Annotated in this window: 22 protein-coding genes; 6 read left to right on the top strand and 16 right to left on the bottom strand. The window is 49.0% G+C overall.

Annotation, left to right across the window (positions count from 1 at the left end; all coding sequences use genetic code 11):
- The first annotated feature begins 92 nt into the window (after positions 1 to 92).
- Positions 93 to 725 (top strand): ATP-binding protein, encoded by a 633-nt coding sequence (locus MMIC_RS08585; protein ID WP_227819436.1) that lies wholly within the window; start codon positions 93 to 95, stop codon positions 723 to 725.
- Between the two features lie 95 nt (positions 726 to 820).
- Here MMIC_RS08585 and MMIC_RS08580 read toward each other — a convergent pair whose 3' ends face one another.
- The gene (locus MMIC_RS08580; protein WP_227819435.1) at positions 821 to 1,894 is read right to left on the bottom strand and encodes a cytochrome c peroxidase; all 1,074 of its coding nucleotides are present in this window, start codon (positions 1,892 to 1,894) and stop codon (positions 821 to 823) included.
- Between the two features lie 146 nt (positions 1,895 to 2,040).
- Between MMIC_RS08580 and MMIC_RS08575 the strand changes: the two genes are divergently transcribed.
- Entirely contained in the window at positions 2,041 to 2,454 is a 414-nt protein-coding gene (locus MMIC_RS08575) for a hypothetical protein (protein ID WP_072660053.1), read from the top strand.
- Positions 2,455 to 2,459: 5 nt separating this feature from the next.
- Here MMIC_RS08575 and MMIC_RS08570 read toward each other — a convergent pair whose 3' ends face one another.
- The 15 genes from MMIC_RS08570 to MMIC_RS08500 form a co-directional block, all read right to left on the bottom strand.
- Positions 2,460 to 2,876 carry a hypothetical protein gene (locus MMIC_RS08570; protein WP_072660052.1) on the bottom strand — a complete coding sequence of 139 codons (417 nt, stop codon included), beginning with the start codon at positions 2,874 to 2,876 and terminating at the stop codon, positions 2,460 to 2,462.
- Between the two features lie 16 nt (positions 2,877 to 2,892).
- On the bottom strand, positions 2,893 to 3,546 hold the full coding sequence (locus MMIC_RS08565) for a hypothetical protein (RefSeq protein WP_072660051.1): 654 nt from the start codon (positions 3,544 to 3,546) through the stop codon (positions 2,893 to 2,895).
- Positions 3,547 to 3,566: 20 nt separating this feature from the next.
- Positions 3,567 to 3,971, bottom strand: a complete 405-nt coding sequence (locus MMIC_RS08560) for a hypothetical protein (protein ID WP_072660050.1) — start codon at positions 3,969 to 3,971, stop codon at positions 3,567 to 3,569.
- Positions 3,972 to 4,313: a hypothetical protein gene (locus MMIC_RS08555; RefSeq protein WP_072660049.1), complete on the bottom strand. Its 342-nt coding sequence runs from the start codon at positions 4,311 to 4,313 to the stop codon at positions 3,972 to 3,974. It lies immediately after the preceding gene.
- Positions 4,314 to 4,409: 96 nt separating this feature from the next.
- Positions 4,410 to 4,808: an OsmC family protein gene (locus MMIC_RS08550; RefSeq protein WP_072660048.1), complete on the bottom strand. Its 399-nt coding sequence runs from the start codon at positions 4,806 to 4,808 to the stop codon at positions 4,410 to 4,412.
- A gap of 1 nt (position 4,809) precedes the next feature.
- Entirely contained in the window at positions 4,810 to 6,096 is a 1,287-nt protein-coding gene (locus MMIC_RS08545; RefSeq protein ID WP_072660047.1) for an NAD(P)/FAD-dependent oxidoreductase, read from the bottom strand.
- A gap of 143 nt (positions 6,097 to 6,239) precedes the next feature.
- Positions 6,240 to 6,452 carry a YgaP family membrane protein gene (locus MMIC_RS08540; protein ID WP_072660046.1) on the bottom strand — a complete coding sequence of 71 codons (213 nt, stop codon included), beginning with the start codon at positions 6,450 to 6,452 and terminating at the stop codon, positions 6,240 to 6,242.
- Positions 6,449 to 6,790 carry a rhodanese-like domain-containing protein gene (locus MMIC_RS08535; protein ID WP_072660045.1) on the bottom strand — a complete coding sequence of 114 codons (342 nt, stop codon included), beginning with the start codon at positions 6,788 to 6,790 and terminating at the stop codon, positions 6,449 to 6,451. The genes MMIC_RS08540 and MMIC_RS08535 overlap by 4 nt, the downstream gene beginning before the upstream one ends.
- Complete coding sequence (locus MMIC_RS08530) at positions 6,790 to 7,206, bottom strand: rhodanese-like domain-containing protein (RefSeq protein ID WP_072660044.1); 417 nt, start codon at positions 7,204 to 7,206, stop codon at positions 6,790 to 6,792. The genes MMIC_RS08535 and MMIC_RS08530 overlap by 1 nt, the downstream gene beginning before the upstream one ends.
- Positions 7,207 to 7,312: 106 nt before the next feature.
- Positions 7,313 to 7,711 (bottom strand): rhodanese-like domain-containing protein, encoded by a 399-nt coding sequence (locus MMIC_RS08525; protein WP_227819434.1) that lies wholly within the window; start codon positions 7,709 to 7,711, stop codon positions 7,313 to 7,315.
- A gap of 290 nt (positions 7,712 to 8,001) precedes the next feature.
- On the bottom strand, positions 8,002 to 8,226 hold the full coding sequence (locus MMIC_RS08520) for a YgaP family membrane protein (RefSeq protein WP_072660042.1): 225 nt from the start codon (positions 8,224 to 8,226) through the stop codon (positions 8,002 to 8,004).
- 1 nt (position 8,227) lies between these two features.
- Complete coding sequence (locus tag MMIC_RS08515) at positions 8,228 to 11,542, bottom strand: efflux RND transporter permease subunit (protein ID WP_072660041.1); 3,315 nt, start codon at positions 11,540 to 11,542, stop codon at positions 8,228 to 8,230.
- A gap of 13 nt (positions 11,543 to 11,555) precedes the next feature.
- A complete protein-coding gene (locus MMIC_RS08510) occupies positions 11,556 to 12,596 on the bottom strand; it encodes an efflux RND transporter periplasmic adaptor subunit (RefSeq protein ID WP_072660040.1) in 1,041 nt (346 codons plus the stop codon).
- Positions 12,593 to 13,966 (bottom strand): TolC family protein, encoded by a 1,374-nt coding sequence (locus MMIC_RS08505; RefSeq protein ID WP_072660039.1) that lies wholly within the window; start codon positions 13,964 to 13,966, stop codon positions 12,593 to 12,595. Before MMIC_RS08505 ends, MMIC_RS08510 begins: the two co-directional genes overlap by 4 nt.
- Entirely contained in the window at positions 13,966 to 14,301 is a 336-nt protein-coding gene (locus tag MMIC_RS08500; protein WP_072660038.1) for an ArsR/SmtB family transcription factor, read from the bottom strand. Before MMIC_RS08500 ends, MMIC_RS08505 begins: the two co-directional genes overlap by 1 nt.
- Before the next feature lie 297 nt (positions 14,302 to 14,598).
- Here MMIC_RS08500 and MMIC_RS08495 point away from each other — a divergent pair, with 297 nt between their 5' ends.
- The 4 genes from MMIC_RS08495 to MMIC_RS08480 all read left to right on the top strand — a co-directional run bounded on the left by MMIC_RS08495 (position 14,599) and on the right by MMIC_RS08480 (position 18,961).
- Positions 14,599 to 15,291 (top strand): type II secretion system protein, encoded by a 693-nt coding sequence (locus MMIC_RS08495; protein ID WP_072660037.1) that lies wholly within the window; start codon positions 14,599 to 14,601, stop codon positions 15,289 to 15,291.
- Between the two features lie 135 nt (positions 15,292 to 15,426).
- On the top strand, positions 15,427 to 17,295 hold the full coding sequence (locus tag MMIC_RS08490) for a GspE/PulE family protein (protein ID WP_083530534.1): 1,869 nt from the start codon (positions 15,427 to 15,429) through the stop codon (positions 17,293 to 17,295).
- Positions 17,288 to 18,496 carry a type II secretion system F family protein gene (locus tag MMIC_RS08485; protein WP_072660036.1) on the top strand — a complete coding sequence of 403 codons (1,209 nt, stop codon included), beginning with the start codon at positions 17,288 to 17,290 and terminating at the stop codon, positions 18,494 to 18,496. Before MMIC_RS08490 ends, MMIC_RS08485 begins: the two co-directional genes overlap by 8 nt.
- Before the next feature lie 123 nt (positions 18,497 to 18,619).
- Positions 18,620 to 18,961 carry a hypothetical protein gene (locus MMIC_RS08480; RefSeq protein ID WP_072660035.1) on the top strand — a complete coding sequence of 114 codons (342 nt, stop codon included), beginning with the start codon at positions 18,620 to 18,622 and terminating at the stop codon, positions 18,959 to 18,961.
- The last annotated feature ends 114 nt before the right edge of the window (positions 18,962 to 19,075 follow it).

The raw sequence follows: 19,075 nt of genomic DNA, 5'->3' as shown, positions 1-19,075 counted from the left end.
GCTATATGATGCTACCCTACATTTGTTGTCAGGAGGTTTGCTATGTTTAATAGCTGCTCATACGGCAATATTGGAATGCCCTTAGGGTATTATTGGAAGATTCCACCCTTATTGGAATATCCCAGTACGAACATAAACGTGTAGTACTGGAAACATTAAGGCAGCCGCTTGAAGATGGCCGAGTCTGCATTGCCCGTGCAGCCGATACGATCTCCTATCCTGCCCGTTTTCAACTCGTTGCAGCGATGAACCCCTGCCCTTGTGGTTATCTGGGCCATCCAGGCAAAGCCTGTCGCTGTTCCCCATCCCAGATCAGGCGTTATGTCGGACGTATCTCAGGCCCGTTGCTGGACAGGTTTGATTTACGTATTCACGTCCCTCCAGTGGACCGTGAAGAACTTTCCAGTATGCGGCCGGGTGAATCATCAGCATCCATAGCTGATCGCGTACAGCGGGCCAGAGCCGTTCAATATCAGAGACTTGGGTATGGCAAAATCAATGCCCGCATGAATACCCGGGAAATCGAGACCTATGCCAGGCCCGATGAAGAAGGAGCCAGACTACTTGACCGGGCCATGGACAGTTTTTCACTCTCGGCACGAAGTTATCATCGTATTCTAAAAGTCGCACGAACCATCGCTGATCTTGAAGCAATGCACGTTGTCTCCGCCGCTCATATCGCCGAAGCCCTGCAATACCGAGGAGAAGACTTTATCAGCAGTTGAATCCAATGAACTCACTGCGGTAAAAGCATGGTTTTCAGTTACAAAGCAAAAAGGGCCCCCGAGTCGGGAGCCCTTTGCATGATTAATGGCTGCAGTTAATCAGCCCAGTTCAGTGCATGACCTGCCGGACGCGGCAATACAGGGAAACTTACTTCCGGAGCCTTACCGGTCAGTGTTTTCAGAAATTCCACGATATCCGCCGTATCTGCATCGGAGAGATCACTGCCCAACTGAGCTTTAGCCATGATACGTACAGCTTCATCCAATGTTTTGACCGAACCATCATGAAAATATGGAGCCGTCATTGCCACATTGCGCCATGACTGCACACGGAACAGATGATCATCTTCATCCTTGCCACTGACCGATTTCACGCCGTCATCCGTACCATAGGCAAAGTTCTGGAAAGTGTTATTGGTAAATAACGGACCTGAATGACATGAGGTACAACCGATATCAGCTACTTTCTTCATACCGCGTTTTGCAGCTTCGCTGATTTCACCCCTGCCCTGCACATAAAGATCAAACGGAGCATCCGGTGTAATCAATGTGCGCTCGAATGCGGCAATGGCTTTGGCCATATTGTCGTAGTTCAGGGAATCTTTACCGAATACTGTTTCAAACAGAGGCCCGTAACCGGCTTCGGTAAGACGACTGACAACTGTTTCAGCACTCATACTGGCCATCTCAACAGGATTCAGTGGCGGACCTTTGGCCTGATCTTCCAGCTGTGGGGCACGACCATCCCAGAACTGTGCACTCCAGAATGCAGAATTGAATACAGTTGGCGCATTACGGCCACCACGCTGCCATTGATGACCGATGGAAAACTGCTGATTGTCTACACCTGCAGTACCAAGGTTATGGCAGGAGTTGCATGAAAAGTTACCGCTTTTGGAAAGAGCCGGTTCAAAATAGAGTTTTTTACCCAGCTCCACTTTTTCCGCAGTCTGGGGATTATCAGCAGGAACCGGTACTTCGGAAGGTAAAGCCCCCATACCTTCAGGTATATCCGTCGGCAAAACTGGTGCAGCAGGTGCCGCCATCGATGCAGTGTTTGCGTCTGCAACAGCCTGAGGTGCTGCATCCTGTGAACTGTCCGAACAAGCAGCTGTCGCTGTGACAACAACTGCCCATAATGCAGTGTTAATCAATGAAGGTTTTCTCACATCCAAACTCCTTTTTATAAAATCAGTAATAAAATGCTACAAGAGACTATCACACTGTCAATGATTGCCAGCCGGCAGCGATGGTTCAACTTCCACTACACGGATTTGATTGATATATTCGGCTACAACACGACAGGAGGCAGGTCTTGATCTCACCCACTTCACTCACCATTGTCTCTTATGCGATTCCTGCGTCTCTCATCAGCGGCCTGACACTGATCGTAGGCAGACAACGGCACATTGACTGGCGATTCTGGGAACCGATTGTCATCACACTGCCATTTCTGATGGTTATGGCCTATGTCATCCTCACCTTCGGCAGTATTCATCATGGGATTATGGAGATGGAGTTTCATCCTGTGGCCGTAGCCATGATCGCCGGCATCGGTGGTTTTTTGGCAGGTTTATCGCTTTTACCTAGAATTATTTTCAGTCATGTGGATGTTCCCGGCGGCACTTTGTCGGCAGCATCCGCATTTCTGCTTGGACTACTCTGCCTGAAAATGTTTTTCCTTATGGCCGCCTTCGCCAACCCCATGGCCCTGCTTTCTCCAGACTGAATCTTCTACTCTACAGGCCAGGCTTCAAAATAGGCATCGCCGGAGAGTGCGAAAAGAAACACACGACTCATGGCAAACACGGCAGATATTCCCATGCTGGCAATCAGGTTGACCAATAGCTTGGCTGCCAGCGTATCGGCTTTAACCAGATAGCGCGGCATCAACACAAAACTGCCCACCAGACCTGCACCGATCACCTGCATAATCCAGAAGAAGACCCAGATTCCTGTACGCTCGTATAAGGCATCAATGGAACCAAAAAAGATATAAGCCATACCGACTACTGTCAGCCACGGCATAAACAGAAACAGCAGTTCAAAGGGTTGGATATTATTGAATTGACGACCTTTGCTATGAACCATAGAGGCAAACACAAGCAGCATCGCCATATAAATCAACAGAGATTGGAAAAGTGGGTTCAATGTCCTACCTGTATATTCATATCCAACCTCGCTGGCTCATGATGAATTCAACTGACTCAAGCAGCATATTCACATTTTGCGGCAGAAGCAAAAACAATACGCTAAATATGACCAGCATAATTAGAGCCAACAGTGTAATGCCGCTGAACATCGCGAGAAAAGACAGACCGTAGCCGACACCACAATGGTGTTTCAAACCTTTCCAGTTCAGCAGTAAATTCCACAACGCCATCACCGGCCCCAGATATGGACCCCAGGCAATGACAAATGGTGGTCCACTATAGGCACAAACCTGAAATACCGATTCCGTTGATATTACCCGTCCACTTAAACGACTCAACGTCCAACTCAGGTATTTTGCCCACAACCATGAACTGGAAACACCTATGGCCAGTGAGATTGGCAAGATGGAGATAAAAATGAGAACACCGACAAAGAAGTTCGGAGCCAGACTTGATGCCACAGCACCAAAGGTCGTGGTCATCAATATCGATGGCACAGCCAAATAACAGGCCAGCAGTACAGCACTGTCTTTGAACCCTTCAGCCTGAGGCAAACCAGTAAACATACGGCGCGGAAAAAACAGGCCGACAAGAAAAATGGAAAACAGCGATTCAGCTTTTTTTTGCGGATTGTAATAGGTGATTTGTGGATTAAATCGACTGCTCATACCTGACTCTGAACAACTGCTTAATCGCGTTTACAGATAGGACGGTAATCCGGCTCTTCTACAGCCTGAGTAATTGCATCGACAAACTGAGCCAACTCATCAAAATCCAGGACTGAAAGCACTTTACCGAGAATCATTGCATCCACAGAGGCCATCACAGACTCACCATTTTTCAGTTTCACTTCCACCCCGGTGACATTAAAACTCTCGACACCTTCAGCCTCGGCCATCAGTTCTTCGGACATATCCAGCGTGGCCATAAAGAAGTTTTCAACCTGATTATTGATATCATCAGTCAGATCATCTGGAAGCAGAACCAGCAGCTCTTCCCCCTTCTGTTTCAGGCTGATCTCAACACCCAGTTCATGCACCTGTGATATAAACAGGTCGCGCGGGCGCGGGTCAAAAAATACGTATTCAAGCATCTATTCAGCTTGTGATTCACGCATATCAGCAAGACGCGCCTTTTCCATATCCAGCACGGTTGATGCTGTTGCCAGTGCCAGCACCAACTCTACAGTTCTGCCTGAAAACATGGCTGCGGCGATAGCATTACCAACACCCAATGAAATCATTAGCCATACGATGACGACCCCGGCATAGCTATTGCCTACAACAGTGTCTGTAGAAAGCTGGAAAAACAGTACCACAGGTACCAGAAACAGCAGGCCTGAAATGACTGCCCAGCCCATCAACCTCTTACTCTCGCGCCCATCCAGTTGTGTCTGCGCTTCTTCTATCGCCAATTCAAGTGATTCAATACTCATCAGGGTATCCTCCTAAACAGTGTGTCTGTCATGAAAACGGAACATGCCTGAGCATACGACGATTGTGCAATCGCCATACACTCAGGAATTCCGTAATCAGTTTGTCGTCAGATTAATATTTATGTCAGGTGTGTGATGCAGGGTCGCATGTATCAGACATGATGATGCTACTCTCTCCACTGCTTTCCTGCGTTTTTCAGGCAGACCGGGCAAAACCACATCTATGGTAAATTCACCGATACGGCGGGGTGAATCTTCATGCACAGACCAGTCACAATCGACTTTCAAACCCTCAGTATCTATGCCTGCCTGCTGGCAATAGCGTGCGACATAGAAACCGATGCATCCGGCCAGCGAGCCGGCAAAAAATTCCGGCGGTGTCATGCCGGAATCTTCGCCACCATTGCTTGTCGGCTGATCAGTCAGAACAGAGTGACCACGACATTCAATATTAAACGCCGCCCCACTCTTGAATGTGGCTGTTAGCCTTGCCATCTTACTCGCCGTCCAGACGTTTGATGCCAAGTGTTTTCAGGAATGCTTTCTCGTAGAACGGCTCGGATACACCGGTTTTCATCTTACGCATAAAGTATTTCTCGAACATCACCTTGGCCGTGTGTACCCACTTGCCCTTCTTCATCCACTGCACGTTACGTGGTGGAATCTGAGGCAGAGCAACGAATGCTGCACCGGTATCACCCATATCTGCCAGACAGATGGCATTCCATGTGCCACATTTTTCTGGCGATTCACCCTGAATATCGTGACAGATATTATGAATCGCCGCAGTCACCATGGATTCAATCAAATAACCGGTTTTCGGTGTCCCGCATGGAACCGGCGTTGCTTCTACCGGCGGAATCGCAACACATACACCGGCAGAATAGATCTTGTTATAGGTCGGGTTCTGCTGGAAATCATTGATCATGACGAAACCCATCGGGTTACACATCTCTTCAACCTGAGCCACAGCTGGAATACCACGGAAAGGCGGCAACATCATGGAGTATTTGAACGGTACTTCATGTGTGTCTTCAGTCTCACCTTTACTGTTGACCGTTTCAACATGCATCAGACCATCTTCGATTTTGGTGGTTTTGGCATTGGTCATCCACTTGATGTGACGATTACGCATTTCTGATTCCAGCATACCTTTGGAATCACCCACACCGCCAAGTCCCAGGTGACCAATATATGGCTCTGCTGTTACAAAGGTCATCGGAACTTTGTCACGAATCTTGCGACGGCGCAGTTCAGTATCGAGGATCATGGCAAATTCGTATGCCGGACCGAAACAGGATGCGCCCTGTACAGCACCGACTACAATCGGACCGGGATTCTTACAGAACTCTTCAAATGCGTGATACGCTTCTACCGCATGATCCACATGACATACTGAATGGGTATGACCATCCGGACCAAGACCCTCCACCAGCTCAAATGCCAGTCGTGGACCGGTTGTAATCAGCAGATAATCATATTCAAGGTCATGGCCGTTATGCAGCGTAATCTTGTTATCTTTTGCATGAATCTCTTTTACACCACTGGCAACAAAGTTAATGCCTTTTTTATTCAGATAAGGGCCAACCTGAAAGCTGATATCTTCTTTGGTACGCCAACCGACAGCCACCCAGGGATTAGAGGGTACAAAATGGAAATAATCCACATTGGACACCACTGTAACTTCGTGTCCTTTTCCCGGTAATTTATTCAGGGCTTCCTTCATTTCATAAGCAGCAGGCATGCCCCCGATTCCCGCTCCTATTACGACCACATGTGCCATAGTTCCTCTCCTTCCCGGGGTATTAGCCCCTGTTTTATTATTTTCCCGGATAACGTATCGAATAAGTACGAACTTACTCCTGTCCCGATGCATCGGTACCACAATCCGGAGTTACTTCTTCAACCTCCAGGGTTGTAGATGAATCAGTCAGCTGCGTTTTTAGTGCAGGTATTGATGCCAAAAATCATATATAACGGACAGAACTTGATCAGTGCTGTCAGCATAAAGGCACTGCCTGCAGCAATTGCTACCGCATTCCACGGTGCTTCAAGCCCCCCGATATAACCTAAGGTTACAATGAAACCTCCGGCTATCAGGCGCAGTGCACGATCCACTATTCCTACATTTGCATTCATGCGTCAGCCTCCTCTGCAATGGGATAACCGCCCTGCATCCATGCAGCAGTACCACCGTCAATATTGATCAGATTATCAAAACCAAACTGCTGACTTAAATATGAGATAGCCTGTGCGGAACGTCCGCCCATCTGACAAATCACATACACATCGCCCTGTTTAGGGACTTCATTGGCCCTTGCCATCAATGTGTTAAGTGAAATCAGTTTAGCACCCGGAACATGCGCATTGGCATACTCCTGCGGTGAGCGGACATCAATCAGTTGAATCGGCTGGTCATTTTCGTTCCCCACCAGCCAGCGTGGATAAAGCTGATTTACATTTAAACTTTTCAGCATTATTTCACCACCGGGAAGCCGGCATCTGTCCAGGCATTGATACCACCGGATACATTCTCAATATTGGAAAACCCTGCTTTGGCCAGAAGGGATGAGGCTTGCGCAGAACGTTTACCTGATCGGCAATAGACGTAAACCTGTTTATCCTTCGGCACTTCATTCAAGCGCTCAGCCAGTTCCTGAACCGGGATCAGTCTGGCACCTTCAATGTGTCCCGCGGCAAACTCTTCAGCAGTACGTACATCAATAAACTGGAATGGCACAGCAGAAGCATCGCCCTGGCTCCAGTGCTGATTGGCATGTTTCACAGCAGTGTTTTCATAACCTTCTGCGGTTTTCTCACCCATGCCGCAGGCAGAAGCTGTAAACGGTATAACTAGCAGTGCCATTAACACCAATCCGAACTTTTTAACCATGTTGTTCTCCTCTTACGCTCTAAATATTAGCGAATAGTAATATGTTTCAACTTTTTTTCTGTGATATTGTCACCAAACAATACACTTATGTATTAAGGGTATTGTCTTATCGCCCCCTGCTTACAGGCAGATTGGCGCTACTCCATGCACCCATGCCTCCGGAGAAGTTATATACTTCACTGTAACCGGCATTGGCCAGTGCTGTTGCAGCCATGGAGGAACGGCCACCTGATGCGCAAATCACCACGACGGGTTTATCCTTGGCGATTTCATCCATGCGCTGTTTGATTTCGCCGAGCGGAATATGGCTGGCCTTGGCAGCATGGCCGGACTCCCACTCACCCTGCTGGCGCACATCCACCAGTGTATGCGGCTGATTGCGCATCTGCTGATAGGAAGCTGCATTGATGGATTTTACACCAGACATCTTCGGTCCGATGATGCGTTGCCATAACACCCAGGCTATGACGATAATGATAAATATATAAACTGCATTTTGTTGCATAAATTGCATCTATTGTGTCCTCTACTGTTTTTAAATCGATGACAGGCACAGGTGATATCCGTGTATGGGGAGGGGGGAGGAGCCCACCTGTACCCGTCAACTTGGGCAATAAGTACTCATTAATCAATGACAACACTGACTAGTAAAAACCATTGCGTATTCTTTTTATCTATCGCTTCAGGAACGCAACTCCATTGCGAATTTTTTTTCACTATCACACAAATAATCGCAAGGCCCATTGCCTGAATCTCCTTTGACTATCGCACAAATAAAAGCAATACCCATTGCTTTTATTTGTTTGCTTCACAGCAGCTTTTCATACCCAACTTGGCTAGGATGGTTTCCATCAGGCACCATTTGGTGATCCCTGATTGTAGTAAATTCACACCAATAAATATGGTGAACCAAAGCCAGCTTGCTTCACTCAAAACCACACCATTGTAAACTGAAGCCAGATACAGGCTCAAAAGAATAAATGATCCCGCAATAATGCGAATCGCACGTTGAATACTCATGTTAACTCCTTGTTTGTGTGTCAGGCATTTCAGAATAATCGGTTTCAGTACAGTCCGGTTTACCCTTCATCCAGAGGTAATACATCAATGGTGTGATAAACAGGGTCAGAATTGTTGCTGCAATGGTTCCGAATGCCATCGATACACCCAGGCCGCCAAATACCGGATCAGTAATCATCACCGATGTGCCGGCAACAACAGCAAGGGCAGTGAGCAGGATCGGGCGAGCACGCACGGCCCCCGCTTCCAGCACCGACTCTTTTACAGCAAAACCCTGCTTACGATAATCAAGAATAAAATCGATCAGCAGCGTTGAGTTTCGTACAACAATGCCGGCCAGTGCGATCATGCCTATCATCGATGTGGCGGTGAACGGCTGCCCGGTAATCCAGTGCCCCGGAAAAATACCGATCATGGTCAATGCAGTCGGGGCCATCACCATCATTGGCAGAATAAATTCACCATAATATGCCACCATCAGCAGATAGATCAGCACAAGTGCGACAATAAAAGCAGCTCCGAGGTCACGGAACACGTCCAGAGTCAGACGCATCTCGCCGTCCCACAACATGTGATAACCGAAAGTATTTTCCGGGGCCGTATTGGTAAAACGCATACCTCCGGTTTTCACTTCCGTTCCCGGCAGCACTTCTGTTTCATCAATGGCCCAGTCCATCTCCAGCAATGGATAAACCTGAGAGCCCTGCTTCGGCTCAGCCATCACATAAGTCACCTGATGCCCGTCTTTCGTGTAAATCGGTTTGGAGGCTACTGTTTGTTCAATCGTTGCAAATGCTGAGAGTGGAACTGCGCCCTGTGAACCGGAGACATAGATACGGTGCAGGTCTTCAGCATGAGCGCGAAGCGCTTTTGGCAAACGCACATGCAACTTCACCTGATGGCGTTCATCATCCATATGCACAGCACCGAAATCATAACCCTGCAGAAAATCGTGCAGCGCAGTTTCTACCTGCTGAGTAACCACACCAAGATGTGCTGCACGCTCTTTATCCACACGAACATTCAGCTGTATCTGCTCATCACCTACCGAATCGTCGACATCGACCACGTCATAGGTTGCCTCGAACTTCTTACGCACCTCTTTGGCAAGCGCACGCTGGGTATCGTAATCAGGTCCGTAAATTTCAGCCAGCAGTGTGCCACGCACAGGTGGACCCGGCGGATCTTCCACCAGCTTGATATTCGATTGCGGATTAGCCGTCAGAACCGGAGCAAGCAAATCGCGCAATTCCAGCACTATGGCATCGGAACGAATGGAGCGATCATGTTTATCCACCAGGTTAACGCGAATATCAGCCAGATTAGGCCCCTTACGCAGCACTGCACCGCGCAGCATACCGTTGAAATCAATCGGACCGGCCTGCCCTACAAATGTTTCGTAGTCCAGAACCATGGGATGACTTCGCAGTACGTCAGCCACTTCACGCGCTACACGGTCAGTCTCTTCCAGTGATGCACCTTCCGGCAGATCAATGGTGATATTGAAGGTGTTGTTGTCCCCTTTCGGCAACATTTTCAGCTCAACCGTACCAGGCGTAAGTGGGCCGTTGATACCGGCAGGACGCAGGAACTGCCAGCCCGGTTGCATCATGGCGGCAACAAACAGGACCAGTGTCACCAGCCAGAATGTGCGGCGTACAGCAGCTGACTCGATCAGGGGCGTGGCATAACGCATATAGGTGCGATAGACCCAGTCCTTGTGTGAATCATCAGCATGATCATTCGCTTCTGATGTACTGATTTTGGCCGGCAGAAAACGCTGCGCGATCCAAGGTGTAAACATATAGGCAATCACCAGCGATGCAGCCATGGCTACCGGTGCATTAAAGGGAATCGGCCCCATGTACGGGCCCATCATGCCGGTCACAAACGCCATAGGTACAAATGCCAGAATTACGGCTATCGTGGCAATAATGGTGGGTTTACCCGTTTCGTTGGTCGCAATCACAATCAGACGCGCCTTGTCCTGCATGGATTTTACACCCTTGTGCAGATGACGATGGATATTTTCAATCACCACAATGGCATCATCCACCAATAGACCGAGAGCCAGAATCAGGGCGAACAGTGTAATACGGTTAATGGTTTGATCCGCCATCAGGCCGATAGCCAGCACAACAAACAGGATCAGCGGAATATTCAGTGTTACGATGGTGGCTTCACGCCAGCCCAGAAACAGCAACAGAATCAGAATCACCGTACCGATCGCGATACCCAGATGTTCAATCAGCATATTCACAGCTGCATTGGCACGGTTACCCGAGTCACGGGTAATATTCACCTGAACGTTATCGGGGATAAAATCACCTTTCAGCGCGTTCAGCTTTTCTTCTATGCTTTGCGTGACAACCACAGCATTGGTGCCGCGTTTCTTGGCCAGAGTAATCGAGACGGCTGGTAACTCCGGCTCACCTTGCATAGCCTGATCCACATGATGAGCACCAAAACCGATGCGATGGAAATGCTCCACATCGCTGGCACCATCAGTGATGCTGGCAACATCTTTCAGGTAAATAGGTTTGTTTTTTGCCTGTCCAACGACCAACTGGCCGACTTCATCCGCCGTTTTCAGATAACCATCCAGCCATATTTTTGTTTCGTTGTTATTGCCGATCAGAGAGCCAACCGGCCCGCCAACGTTGGCTGATACCAGCACCCGATGCAGCTGATCCAGCGGGATGCGGTAAGCAGCCAGTTTAATAGGATCGAGTTGAATACCGATCTCGTGATCACGGCCACCAATAATATTGGCTACAGAAACCCCTTCCAGAGGTGCAAGCTGATCACGTACGCGCTCAGCCAGCCTTTTCAGGGATAGACCATCCATATCTTTTGATGAAAGCGTAATCACCGATGCCGGCACGTCATCCACATCCAGTGGTTTAACCAGCGGCTGTGATGCACCGACAGGAATCTTGTCCAGATTCTGCATAATGCGGTCATACAATTTGACCAGGCTGGCTTCCTTGTCTTCACCCACCTTGAACATCACGGTTACCACGGCCAGTGAGTCCATAGCCATGCCATAAGAGTGTTCCACGCCTGTCATTTCACGCAGCACCATTTCCATAGGGCGAACAATCAGGTTCTGCACTTCCTGAGGTGATGCACCACGCATCTGAACAAACACATTGGCTGCAGGCACATCAATCTGAGGGTTTTCTTCACGCGGCGTAATCATCAATGCCACTGCCCCGATCAGAAAGATCAGAATGCTCAGCATCGGAGTCAGATTGGAGAACATGGCCGCCTTACCCAGGCGACCTGCAATATTCAGCTCTGTATTATCACTCATTATTTATCGCTCATTATTTGGCTAAAACTTTCATGCCGGTTTGCAGTGCAGGTGTTTGCGCAGACGGAGTCGCATTCCAGGCAATCACATCACCGTCACGCAAGCCTGCCAGCACTTCCACACCGTTTGCATGCGGTTTACCCAGACGAATCTGTCGATAACGGGTAATGCCGTTTGCATCAACTATATATACGCCATGCAGACCGGAACGTTCAATGACCGCAGCCGCGGGAATCTCCAGTGCCGGACGTTCACCAACCTTGAAACCCACCATGGCATACATTCCGGGGTGCACGCCTGATTCACCATTGAGAGAAATTTTAATCAGAAACTGATGCGACACAGCATCAGCAGCTTCAACGACCTGACGAACCACACCAGCAAAGCTCTGCTTAAGCGTTGCCACTTCAATTTCAACTTTATCGCCAATCTTGATACCGCTGACAAACTGTTCGGACACATAGGTTTCCACCAACAGACTGTCCGGATCTTCCAGAACCAGGATAGCAGCGCCCGGAGAAGCCAGATCACCCTTGTTCATACGTTTCTCAACAACCACACCTGCAACCGGTGAGCGAACTTCTGCATAACCCAACTGGTTACGCGCCTGCTCCACCTGGGATCTGGCCACTTTGTAACGCAGACTCACGCGATCAAGCTGCTGTTTGCTTACTGCATGCGCTGCAAACAGTTCTTCGTAGCGATCTTTATCAGCCTTTGCATCGGCAAGGTCGGCCTGTGCCTGAACCAGTCCCTGTCTTGCATTGACCGGGTCGACACGCACCAGCACATCACCGGCTTTTACCTTGTCACCCTCGCGCACTGCGAGCTCGCGGATATAACCTGATAAACGGGATGAGATTGCTACACGGTGGTCGGACGTGACAGTGCCACTGGTGACATAGTTCTCGGCAACCGCAACAGCTTTTACTGTCATAGTTTCTGCCTGAACAGCCGGAGCAGCACTCTGCTGCATCTGTCCCTCTTCCCCGCCGCAAGCCTGCAGACCCGCCAGCACTAACAATGAAATAAAAAGCCTGATGCCTGTTTTCATTGAATAATCTCCTCGTTTAATGAGCCGACAGCCATAAGCAGCCCGGCCTGTGAAATGATTACATCGTAGCGGGCACGGATGGCCGAAACACGTGATGAGTCCGCCTGCAATTGCGCATCAAGCAGATCTGTCGTTGTGGATAAACCCTGCTCAAAACGCAGTGATTTAATACGAAGCGATTCCACACTCTGTTTCATCGCCTCGGTCTCGCTCTGATAGCGAAGTTTTGCCTCTTCCAGCATACGCCATGCATGTGAAACCTCATTCTTTATCTGCTGTTTACGGTCGGCGATTTTGTATTCAAGTGACACAAGTTCGGCACGGGCGACACGTACCTGAGCCATATCGGAACCTCCGGCAAACAGATTCATGCTGACCGTCGCTCCAATCATTGTATTTCGATTTTTCAAAGCCAGCGTCGAAGAATTCCATTCACTGGCTGCTACCAGATTCACATGCGGAAGAAATCCTGACTGCGCTTTATCGACACCTGCATCAGCAGCCTCATAACCCTGCTGCATCGCTTTCAGGTCCAATCTTGTCTGATGGGCAGTTTCAACTGCGCCGGCAAGTGTAAGTTCAACAGCTTTCAAGCGCGGTTCTTCATTGGCATGCATACTGACTTCGCCATTGATACCCATCACACGCTGCAGAGCATCAAGGCTCCGGGCATGTGCATTTTTAGCCTGCTGCAGCTGCAAGTCGGTGCGCAGCAGGTGCACACGTGCATCCATCACGTCACTGTCGATGAGTACGCCGCGCTTCTGCATGGCCTGTGTATCCTGATGGCGTTTGTTGGCAGCACTGACTGCGCGCTCCATCACTTCGATCTGGGAAAAGGTCTGCCTGGTGCGGGCATAAGCTTCGATCACCTGATAGATCACCTGCTGTCTGGCAGCTTCATGCGCGAACCGGGACGACTCAGCCTGATGCCCAGCCAGCCTTTTACCAGCCCAGAGTGCCCCTCCCTGATAAACAGGCAGCGACAACCCCACTCGTGTCTGATAATTATTAATATAACCGGGATTGTTGATAAAAGCCGGATTAAAGTCGGCAGCTGACATATTCTTCTGATTCAACTTCATGCCCAGATAACTGCCCGGCGCATCCGTACGCGCCACCCCTGTGGAAACATCCAGACGTGGCATCAAACGTCCAAACGCCCCATCCTGCCTGGCCTGAGCCTGTTCCAGTGTCTGTGCATCAGCAGCCAGCAGACGATTATGCTGCAAGGCATACTCAACACTCTGTTTGAGTGATGAAATTTCAGCCGCAGTTGCAGGTAGCGCAAAAAGTGCCACCGTAAGTGGCACCATCAGCTTATTTATTATAGCATAATTTGCTGATGTTTTCGGCGAAAAAAACGCCATCACCCCTCCTTGGCTGTAGGAGCAGCACAAACCATTTCAGGGCAATAGATCTGCTTCAGTGCATTTACCAGCTCAGCAAAATCAGGATTGGCAATGCTGTACATCACTTCCTGTCCTCTCTTTTCACTCTCCAATATGCCAAGCATGCGCATTTTTGACAGATGCTGAGACAGATTTGACTGCGCGGCACCCGTAGCCTCAATCAGCTCATGCACGCACATCGGGCGCTCAAGCAGCAGGCATAACACAGAGAGTCGCAACTCATGTGCAATCGCTCTCAAGCCCTGGGAAGCAGATTTAATTTTATCTTCTGGAATAATCGGTAAATCACTCATGCAACGAAATATATTCGTTTCCACTTATATAATCAACCCCTAATATGCTGCCTGATCAACGTGCAATAAAGGATGGAAGATCAGGTCATACAGGCGGCAAAACATCAGTGATGCAGGTCACATTCTGATTTCTTGCTCCCCATATGATGTCCCTTGCGATATGATTAATATTTGTTCATGATATCGACTTATTACGCATGGTCATCTGTGGGGAAACAGATTTTATGCCAATTTACGCTACGCATCACCGACAAAAGATAGAACCAAATCCAAACGATCTATGAGGAGTATAGACATATGCTAAGAAGCACCAGAAAACAGAAAGGATTCACCCTGATTGAAATGATCGGCGTCTTGGCCGTGATCGCTATTCTCGCAGCTATCGTTGCACCAAAAATCTTTGATGCTATCCGTGATGCTAAAATCGACACGCTGGTTACCAACCTGAACAGTATTCGCACCTCTGTGGTCGATTATTATAAAGACACCAGCACATTCCCATCACATGATGCTGACCCTACTGAAGCAAGAACAGCAACCGCTCCAAAAGATCTCATTACCGCTCCGGCTGCAGGCCTGAGAGGCTGGGACGGGCCATATCTGGATAAAGAACTGGAAAATCCGGTCAATCCAAGTGGTGATTTCTTTGTTATCGATTCAGCAACTGCTATGGGTGGTGCAGCCACACCAGCTGGCGGCGTTTCATTCGACCTTGATGGCGACGGCACTGCTGACTACGACAGTGCAGCTGCAGCACCAGCCCGCTCCTTTGTTATCTCTTACGCACAGATCAGTGGCTTGACTGTCGATGAGGCCCGCAAACTCAGTGAAATTCTGGATAGTGACATGGAAAAAGTCACCGGTGCATCGGCATGGTGGAACGCTGGCCGCGCTCGCGTACCTGGCGCTGCAGGCGGAACCGGCGTTGCAGACCCTCGTAACACGGCTGGCGCTGCCGTCACCATGTGGGTCTACCTGGGCTCCCGTTAATCTACACCCACGATTGACATTGTAGTAAACTCAACAAAAAGGCCGGTAGATCAACCATCTACTGGCCTTTTTTATGGATACAAGTGGCGCATCTATCTTCAGCACCACTGAACCAAACCTGATGAGGCGGACAAGATGACTACTCCCGGCACACAACAGAAAGTCCTACTTGGTGAACACCTGATTGCAGCCGGCCTGATTGATCAAGACAAACTCGATCAGGCACTGGCCCATCAGGAGCGCATGGGTGGATACATCGGAGAGACTCTGGTTTCACTTGGTTATATTAGCTCCGAGTCCCTTTCCAGAGCTCTGGCTGACGCCGTTTCCCTTACCCTGATTGACCTATCTCATAAAATCCGCCTGGGTGAGCGGCTATTGCGCGCTGGTCACATCAATGAGGCCCAGCTGAGCCTGGGGCTACGCGAACAACAACGCCTTGGCGGCTATCTGGGTGAAACACTGATTAATCTCGGCTTCATCACATCTGATACCCTCACCGAAGCACTGGCAGAAGAATCAGCAGTTAATGTGATTGATCTCCAGAATACACTGATAGATGACGAGCTGATCAAACTTATCCCGTATGAAATGGCCAAACGCTTCAGACTGGTACCGCTGAACAATGATAATGGCCACCTGACCATAGCCATGGCAGATACCTTCAACGTCATCGCCATTGATACTGTGAGTAAAATATCCGGCATGATTGTTGATGTCGTCGGCGCACCCGAAGATCAGATACTTGAGCTGCTCGACCATCATTACGCTCAAGGCATGAGTATTGAGGAAACAGTCGATCTGATTCTGCGTCAGGGCATCACCGCAGAAGGCGATGCGGAAGAGTCACCCATGGTACGACTGGTGGACCAAATCATTGTGCTGGCGGTCAAAAATAACGCCACCGATATTCACATAGAACCGGAAGAGAAAACCCTACGAGTACGCATGCGCATGGATGGCATCCTGCATAAAATGGTGTTGATGCCGACCCAGCTGTTCCCTGCCCTCTCATCACGTGTGAAAATCATGTCCGGACTTGATGTGACCGAACGGCGCATCCCTCAAGACGGCCGCGCCTCTTTCAAATTCGGTGGTCGTCCGGTTGACCTGCGTGTGTCCACATTACCATCTGCCTGTGGTGAAAATATTGTGATTCGTGTACTGGACCGTAATCCCAAGAAAATGTCGCTTGAAGATCTGGGCATGTCAGAGCATGACTATAAAGTGTTTTCATCGCTGGTTCAGCGACCGCACGGCATCATTCTGGTAACCGGCCCTACCGGTTCGGGTAAAACCACCACGCTGTATACCGCACTGAGTAAAATCGACGCTGTTGAGAAAAGTGTATTCACACTCGAAGACCCTATTGAATATATGCTACCCATGATCCGCCAGACACAGGTCAATCTCGATGTCGGACTTAACTTTGCTGAAGGCTTGCGCTCCATTTTGCGTCAGGATCCGGATGTCATTCTTGTGGGTGAAATTCGAGACCAGGAAACAGCCTCACTGGCAGTACGTTCGGCGCTCACAGGCCACCTGGTTTTATCCACCCTGCATACCAACGATGCTGCTGGTGCCATCCCCCGACTGATAGACATGGGCGTAGACTCATATCTGATTCCGGCCTGCCTGATCGGCGTGGTCGCCCAGCGTCTGGTGCGCAAAATTTGCAATGACTGCAAAGAAGAGGTGAATCCCCCTCAAACCATCCTGGACCGCTTCAGCCTGACCCCGGAAGAGCAGCAACATGTGCGCTTTTTCAACGGCAAAGGTTGCTCCAAATGCAACGGCACAGGCTACAAAGGCCGCGTTGCCATCTATGAAATCATGCAGATGAGCGACACTTTCCACGACTCTATCGTTAAAAATCAGAGACTGACCATTGAAGAAGTTAATGCATCAGGCATGCGCCGCATGTTTACCGATGGTGTGGAGAAAATGTCTTCAGGGTTAACCAGCATTGAAGAAGTCCTTCGCGTTGTAATCAGCGATGCCTGAGTTTACATATAGAGCAGTAAACCCTCAGGGGGCAAGCATCAAGGGTATCATGAGTGCCTTTGACGAAGATGCTCTGGAAAACAAACTCAAAGAGAGTGACCTGCTGCTTGTGTTTGCAAAAGAGCGTAAAGGCAAAAAAGAGGCAACCAAAAAACCTGCTGGCAAGGTCAAACGAGGTCATTTGGTGGAATTCTGCACAGGCATGATACCGATGCTTGCCGCTGGCATACCTCTTGTTGAATGCATCGAAGCGATGGCTGAAGAAGTTCAGAGCCCTGCACTTAGACAAGCTTTGAGCGAAATCAAAATTGATATTGAATCGGGCAACAATTTATCTGATGCCATGCAATCGCACGCAAAAGCATTTCCCGATGTCATGATCAATCTGATCAGGGCCGGCGAATTCAGCGGCAGCCTGGTGGAATCATTCACCGAATTGCGAGATTATTTCATCTGGTTGAGCAACCTTCGTTCTGATGTTAAGCAGGCCACCATTTATCCAGCCATGGTCATCACCGCAGCACTAGGCTTCATTATGCTGCTATTCACCTTTGTGGTACCCCGTTTTGCAGAACTACTAACCAGCCTGAATATTCCACTGCCCATGCCAACGCAGGTGGTAATGGATATCGGCATGTTTATGGATCAATACTGGTTATGGGTTTTGCTCACCCCTCCCGTCGTCTGGTTGATACTGAGATATGCCAGACGCTATTCACCAAAAGTGGCATTTGCCCTGGAAACGATTAAATTCAAAATACCTGTATTCGGTGAACTCAACCGCATGATCACGATGTCCCGCATGACCCGAAATCTGGGCATCATGTACAAAGTCGGTATCCCTATTCTGGAATCGATTGATTACTGCCGCGGTCTGGTCGGCAGCTTTATTGTTTCCTCCGCATTGAATCAGATCAAGCAGGACATAGCCGATGGTTCTACTATTGCCAACGCCTTTCGCCAGCATGCGATTTTCCCGCCAATGGTCCTGAGAATGATTGCAGTAGGTGAATCCACAGGTAATCTTGATGAAACACTGGGCCATATTTCCACTCACTACAATGAAGAGATTCCGCGCCGCATCAAACGCGTATTCAGCATTATTGAACCTACGATCATCCTGCTACTGGTTGGAGTTGTCGGTTTTGTTGCACTGGCCATATTCCTTCCTATGCTGACCATGATGAGCGCAATCGGATAATAAACGTGACCTGCATCACACAGGATGCAATTGATTAGTCGCTAGAGTTTGTATATGTTAGCCCTCTGCTTGGGGAAGCATACCAATTAGTAACAACATATCATCGACGGAACGGAGACCAAAATGATTCGATATTTTTTAGCAGCTCTGCTGATTGCATTCGGCGTGGCTACAACAACACAGATTTCGACTGCCAGTGAAAAAAAATCTGACAGCAAATCTTCTGTAGAGAAATCTGACAGCAAATCCAGCGACAGTAAGTCCAGTGATAGCAAATCCAGCGACAGCAAATCCAGCGATGGCAAGAATACTGGTGCAGCTACTGGTGGTGCAGCAGGCACTGCAGGCGCAACCGGACCAAGAATGCTGGGTACTGGCACAGCTGTAACCGTTGGTACTGGCGCAGCTACTTCCGGCGGCAGCTCTCACCATAGCAACCATGGTTCACTGAACTCAAGGGACTAATCTATTGCACGAATACGCACCCGCTCATGGGTGCGTATTCGCTTGCGATACTGAATGATATTAAACAACACAATTCAACACATGACTTTATGGTACACATCTTTCAACCATAAA

This window comes from Mariprofundus micogutta (genome assembly GCF_001895085.1).
In the GTDB taxonomy this organism is placed as follows: Bacteria; Pseudomonadota; Zetaproteobacteria; order Mariprofundales; family Mariprofundaceae; genus Mariprofundus; species Mariprofundus micogutta.
Note: the sequence above shows the minus strand (reverse complement) of the source record. Positions and strands in the feature narration are given on the sequence as shown.

Bases quoted from the DNA above. Each gene is read 5' to 3' on its own strand.
- MMIC_RS08500 (WP_072660038.1), bottom strand. From the start codon at position 14,301: ATGAGTGATTTACCGATTATTCCAGAAGATAAAATTAAATCTGCTTCC.
- MMIC_RS08545 (WP_072660047.1), bottom strand. From the start codon at position 6,096: ATGGCACATGTGGTCGTAATAGGAGCGGGAATCGGGGGCATGCCTGCT.
- MMIC_RS08540 (WP_072660046.1), bottom strand. From the start codon at position 6,452: ATGAATGCAAATGTAGGAATAGTGGATCGTGCACTGCGCCTGATAGCC.
- MMIC_RS08495 (WP_072660037.1), top strand. From the start codon at position 14,599: ATGCTAAGAAGCACCAGAAAACAGAAAGGATTCACCCTGATTGAAATG.
- MMIC_RS08565 (WP_072660051.1), bottom strand. From the start codon at position 3,546: ATGAGCAGTCGATTTAATCCACAAATCACCTATTACAATCCGCAAAAA.
- MMIC_RS08515 (WP_072660041.1), bottom strand. From the start codon at position 11,542: ATGAGTGATAATACAGAGCTGAATATTGCAGGTCGCCTGGGTAAGGCG.
- MMIC_RS08490 (WP_083530534.1), top strand. From the start codon at position 15,427: ATGACTACTCCCGGCACACAACAGAAAGTCCTACTTGGTGAACACCTG.
- MMIC_RS08560 (WP_072660050.1), bottom strand. From the start codon at position 3,971: ATGCTTGAATACGTATTTTTTGACCCGCGCCCGCGCGACCTGTTTATA.
- MMIC_RS08550 (WP_072660048.1), bottom strand. From the start codon at position 4,808: ATGGCAAGGCTAACAGCCACATTCAAGAGTGGGGCGGCGTTTAATATT.
- MMIC_RS08505 (WP_072660039.1), bottom strand. From the start codon at position 13,966: ATGGCGTTTTTTTCGCCGAAAACATCAGCAAATTATGCTATAATAAAT.
- MMIC_RS08525 (WP_227819434.1), bottom strand. From the start codon at position 7,711: ATGCAACAAAATGCAGTTTATATATTTATCATTATCGTCATAGCCTGG.
- MMIC_RS08530 (WP_072660044.1), bottom strand. From the start codon at position 7,206: ATGGTTAAAAAGTTCGGATTGGTGTTAATGGCACTGCTAGTTATACCG.
- MMIC_RS08555 (WP_072660049.1), bottom strand. From the start codon at position 4,313: ATGAGTATTGAATCACTTGAATTGGCGATAGAAGAAGCGCAGACACAA.
- MMIC_RS08520 (WP_072660042.1), bottom strand. From the start codon at position 8,226: ATGAGTATTCAACGTGCGATTCGCATTATTGCGGGATCATTTATTCTT.
- MMIC_RS08535 (WP_072660045.1), bottom strand. From the start codon at position 6,790: ATGCTGAAAAGTTTAAATGTAAATCAGCTTTATCCACGCTGGCTGGTG.
- MMIC_RS08485 (WP_072660036.1), top strand. From the start codon at position 17,288: ATGCCTGAGTTTACATATAGAGCAGTAAACCCTCAGGGGGCAAGCATC.
- MMIC_RS08510 (WP_072660040.1), bottom strand. From the start codon at position 12,596: ATGAAAACAGGCATCAGGCTTTTTATTTCATTGTTAGTGCTGGCGGGT.
- MMIC_RS08480 (WP_072660035.1), top strand. From the start codon at position 18,620: ATGATTCGATATTTTTTAGCAGCTCTGCTGATTGCATTCGGCGTGGCT.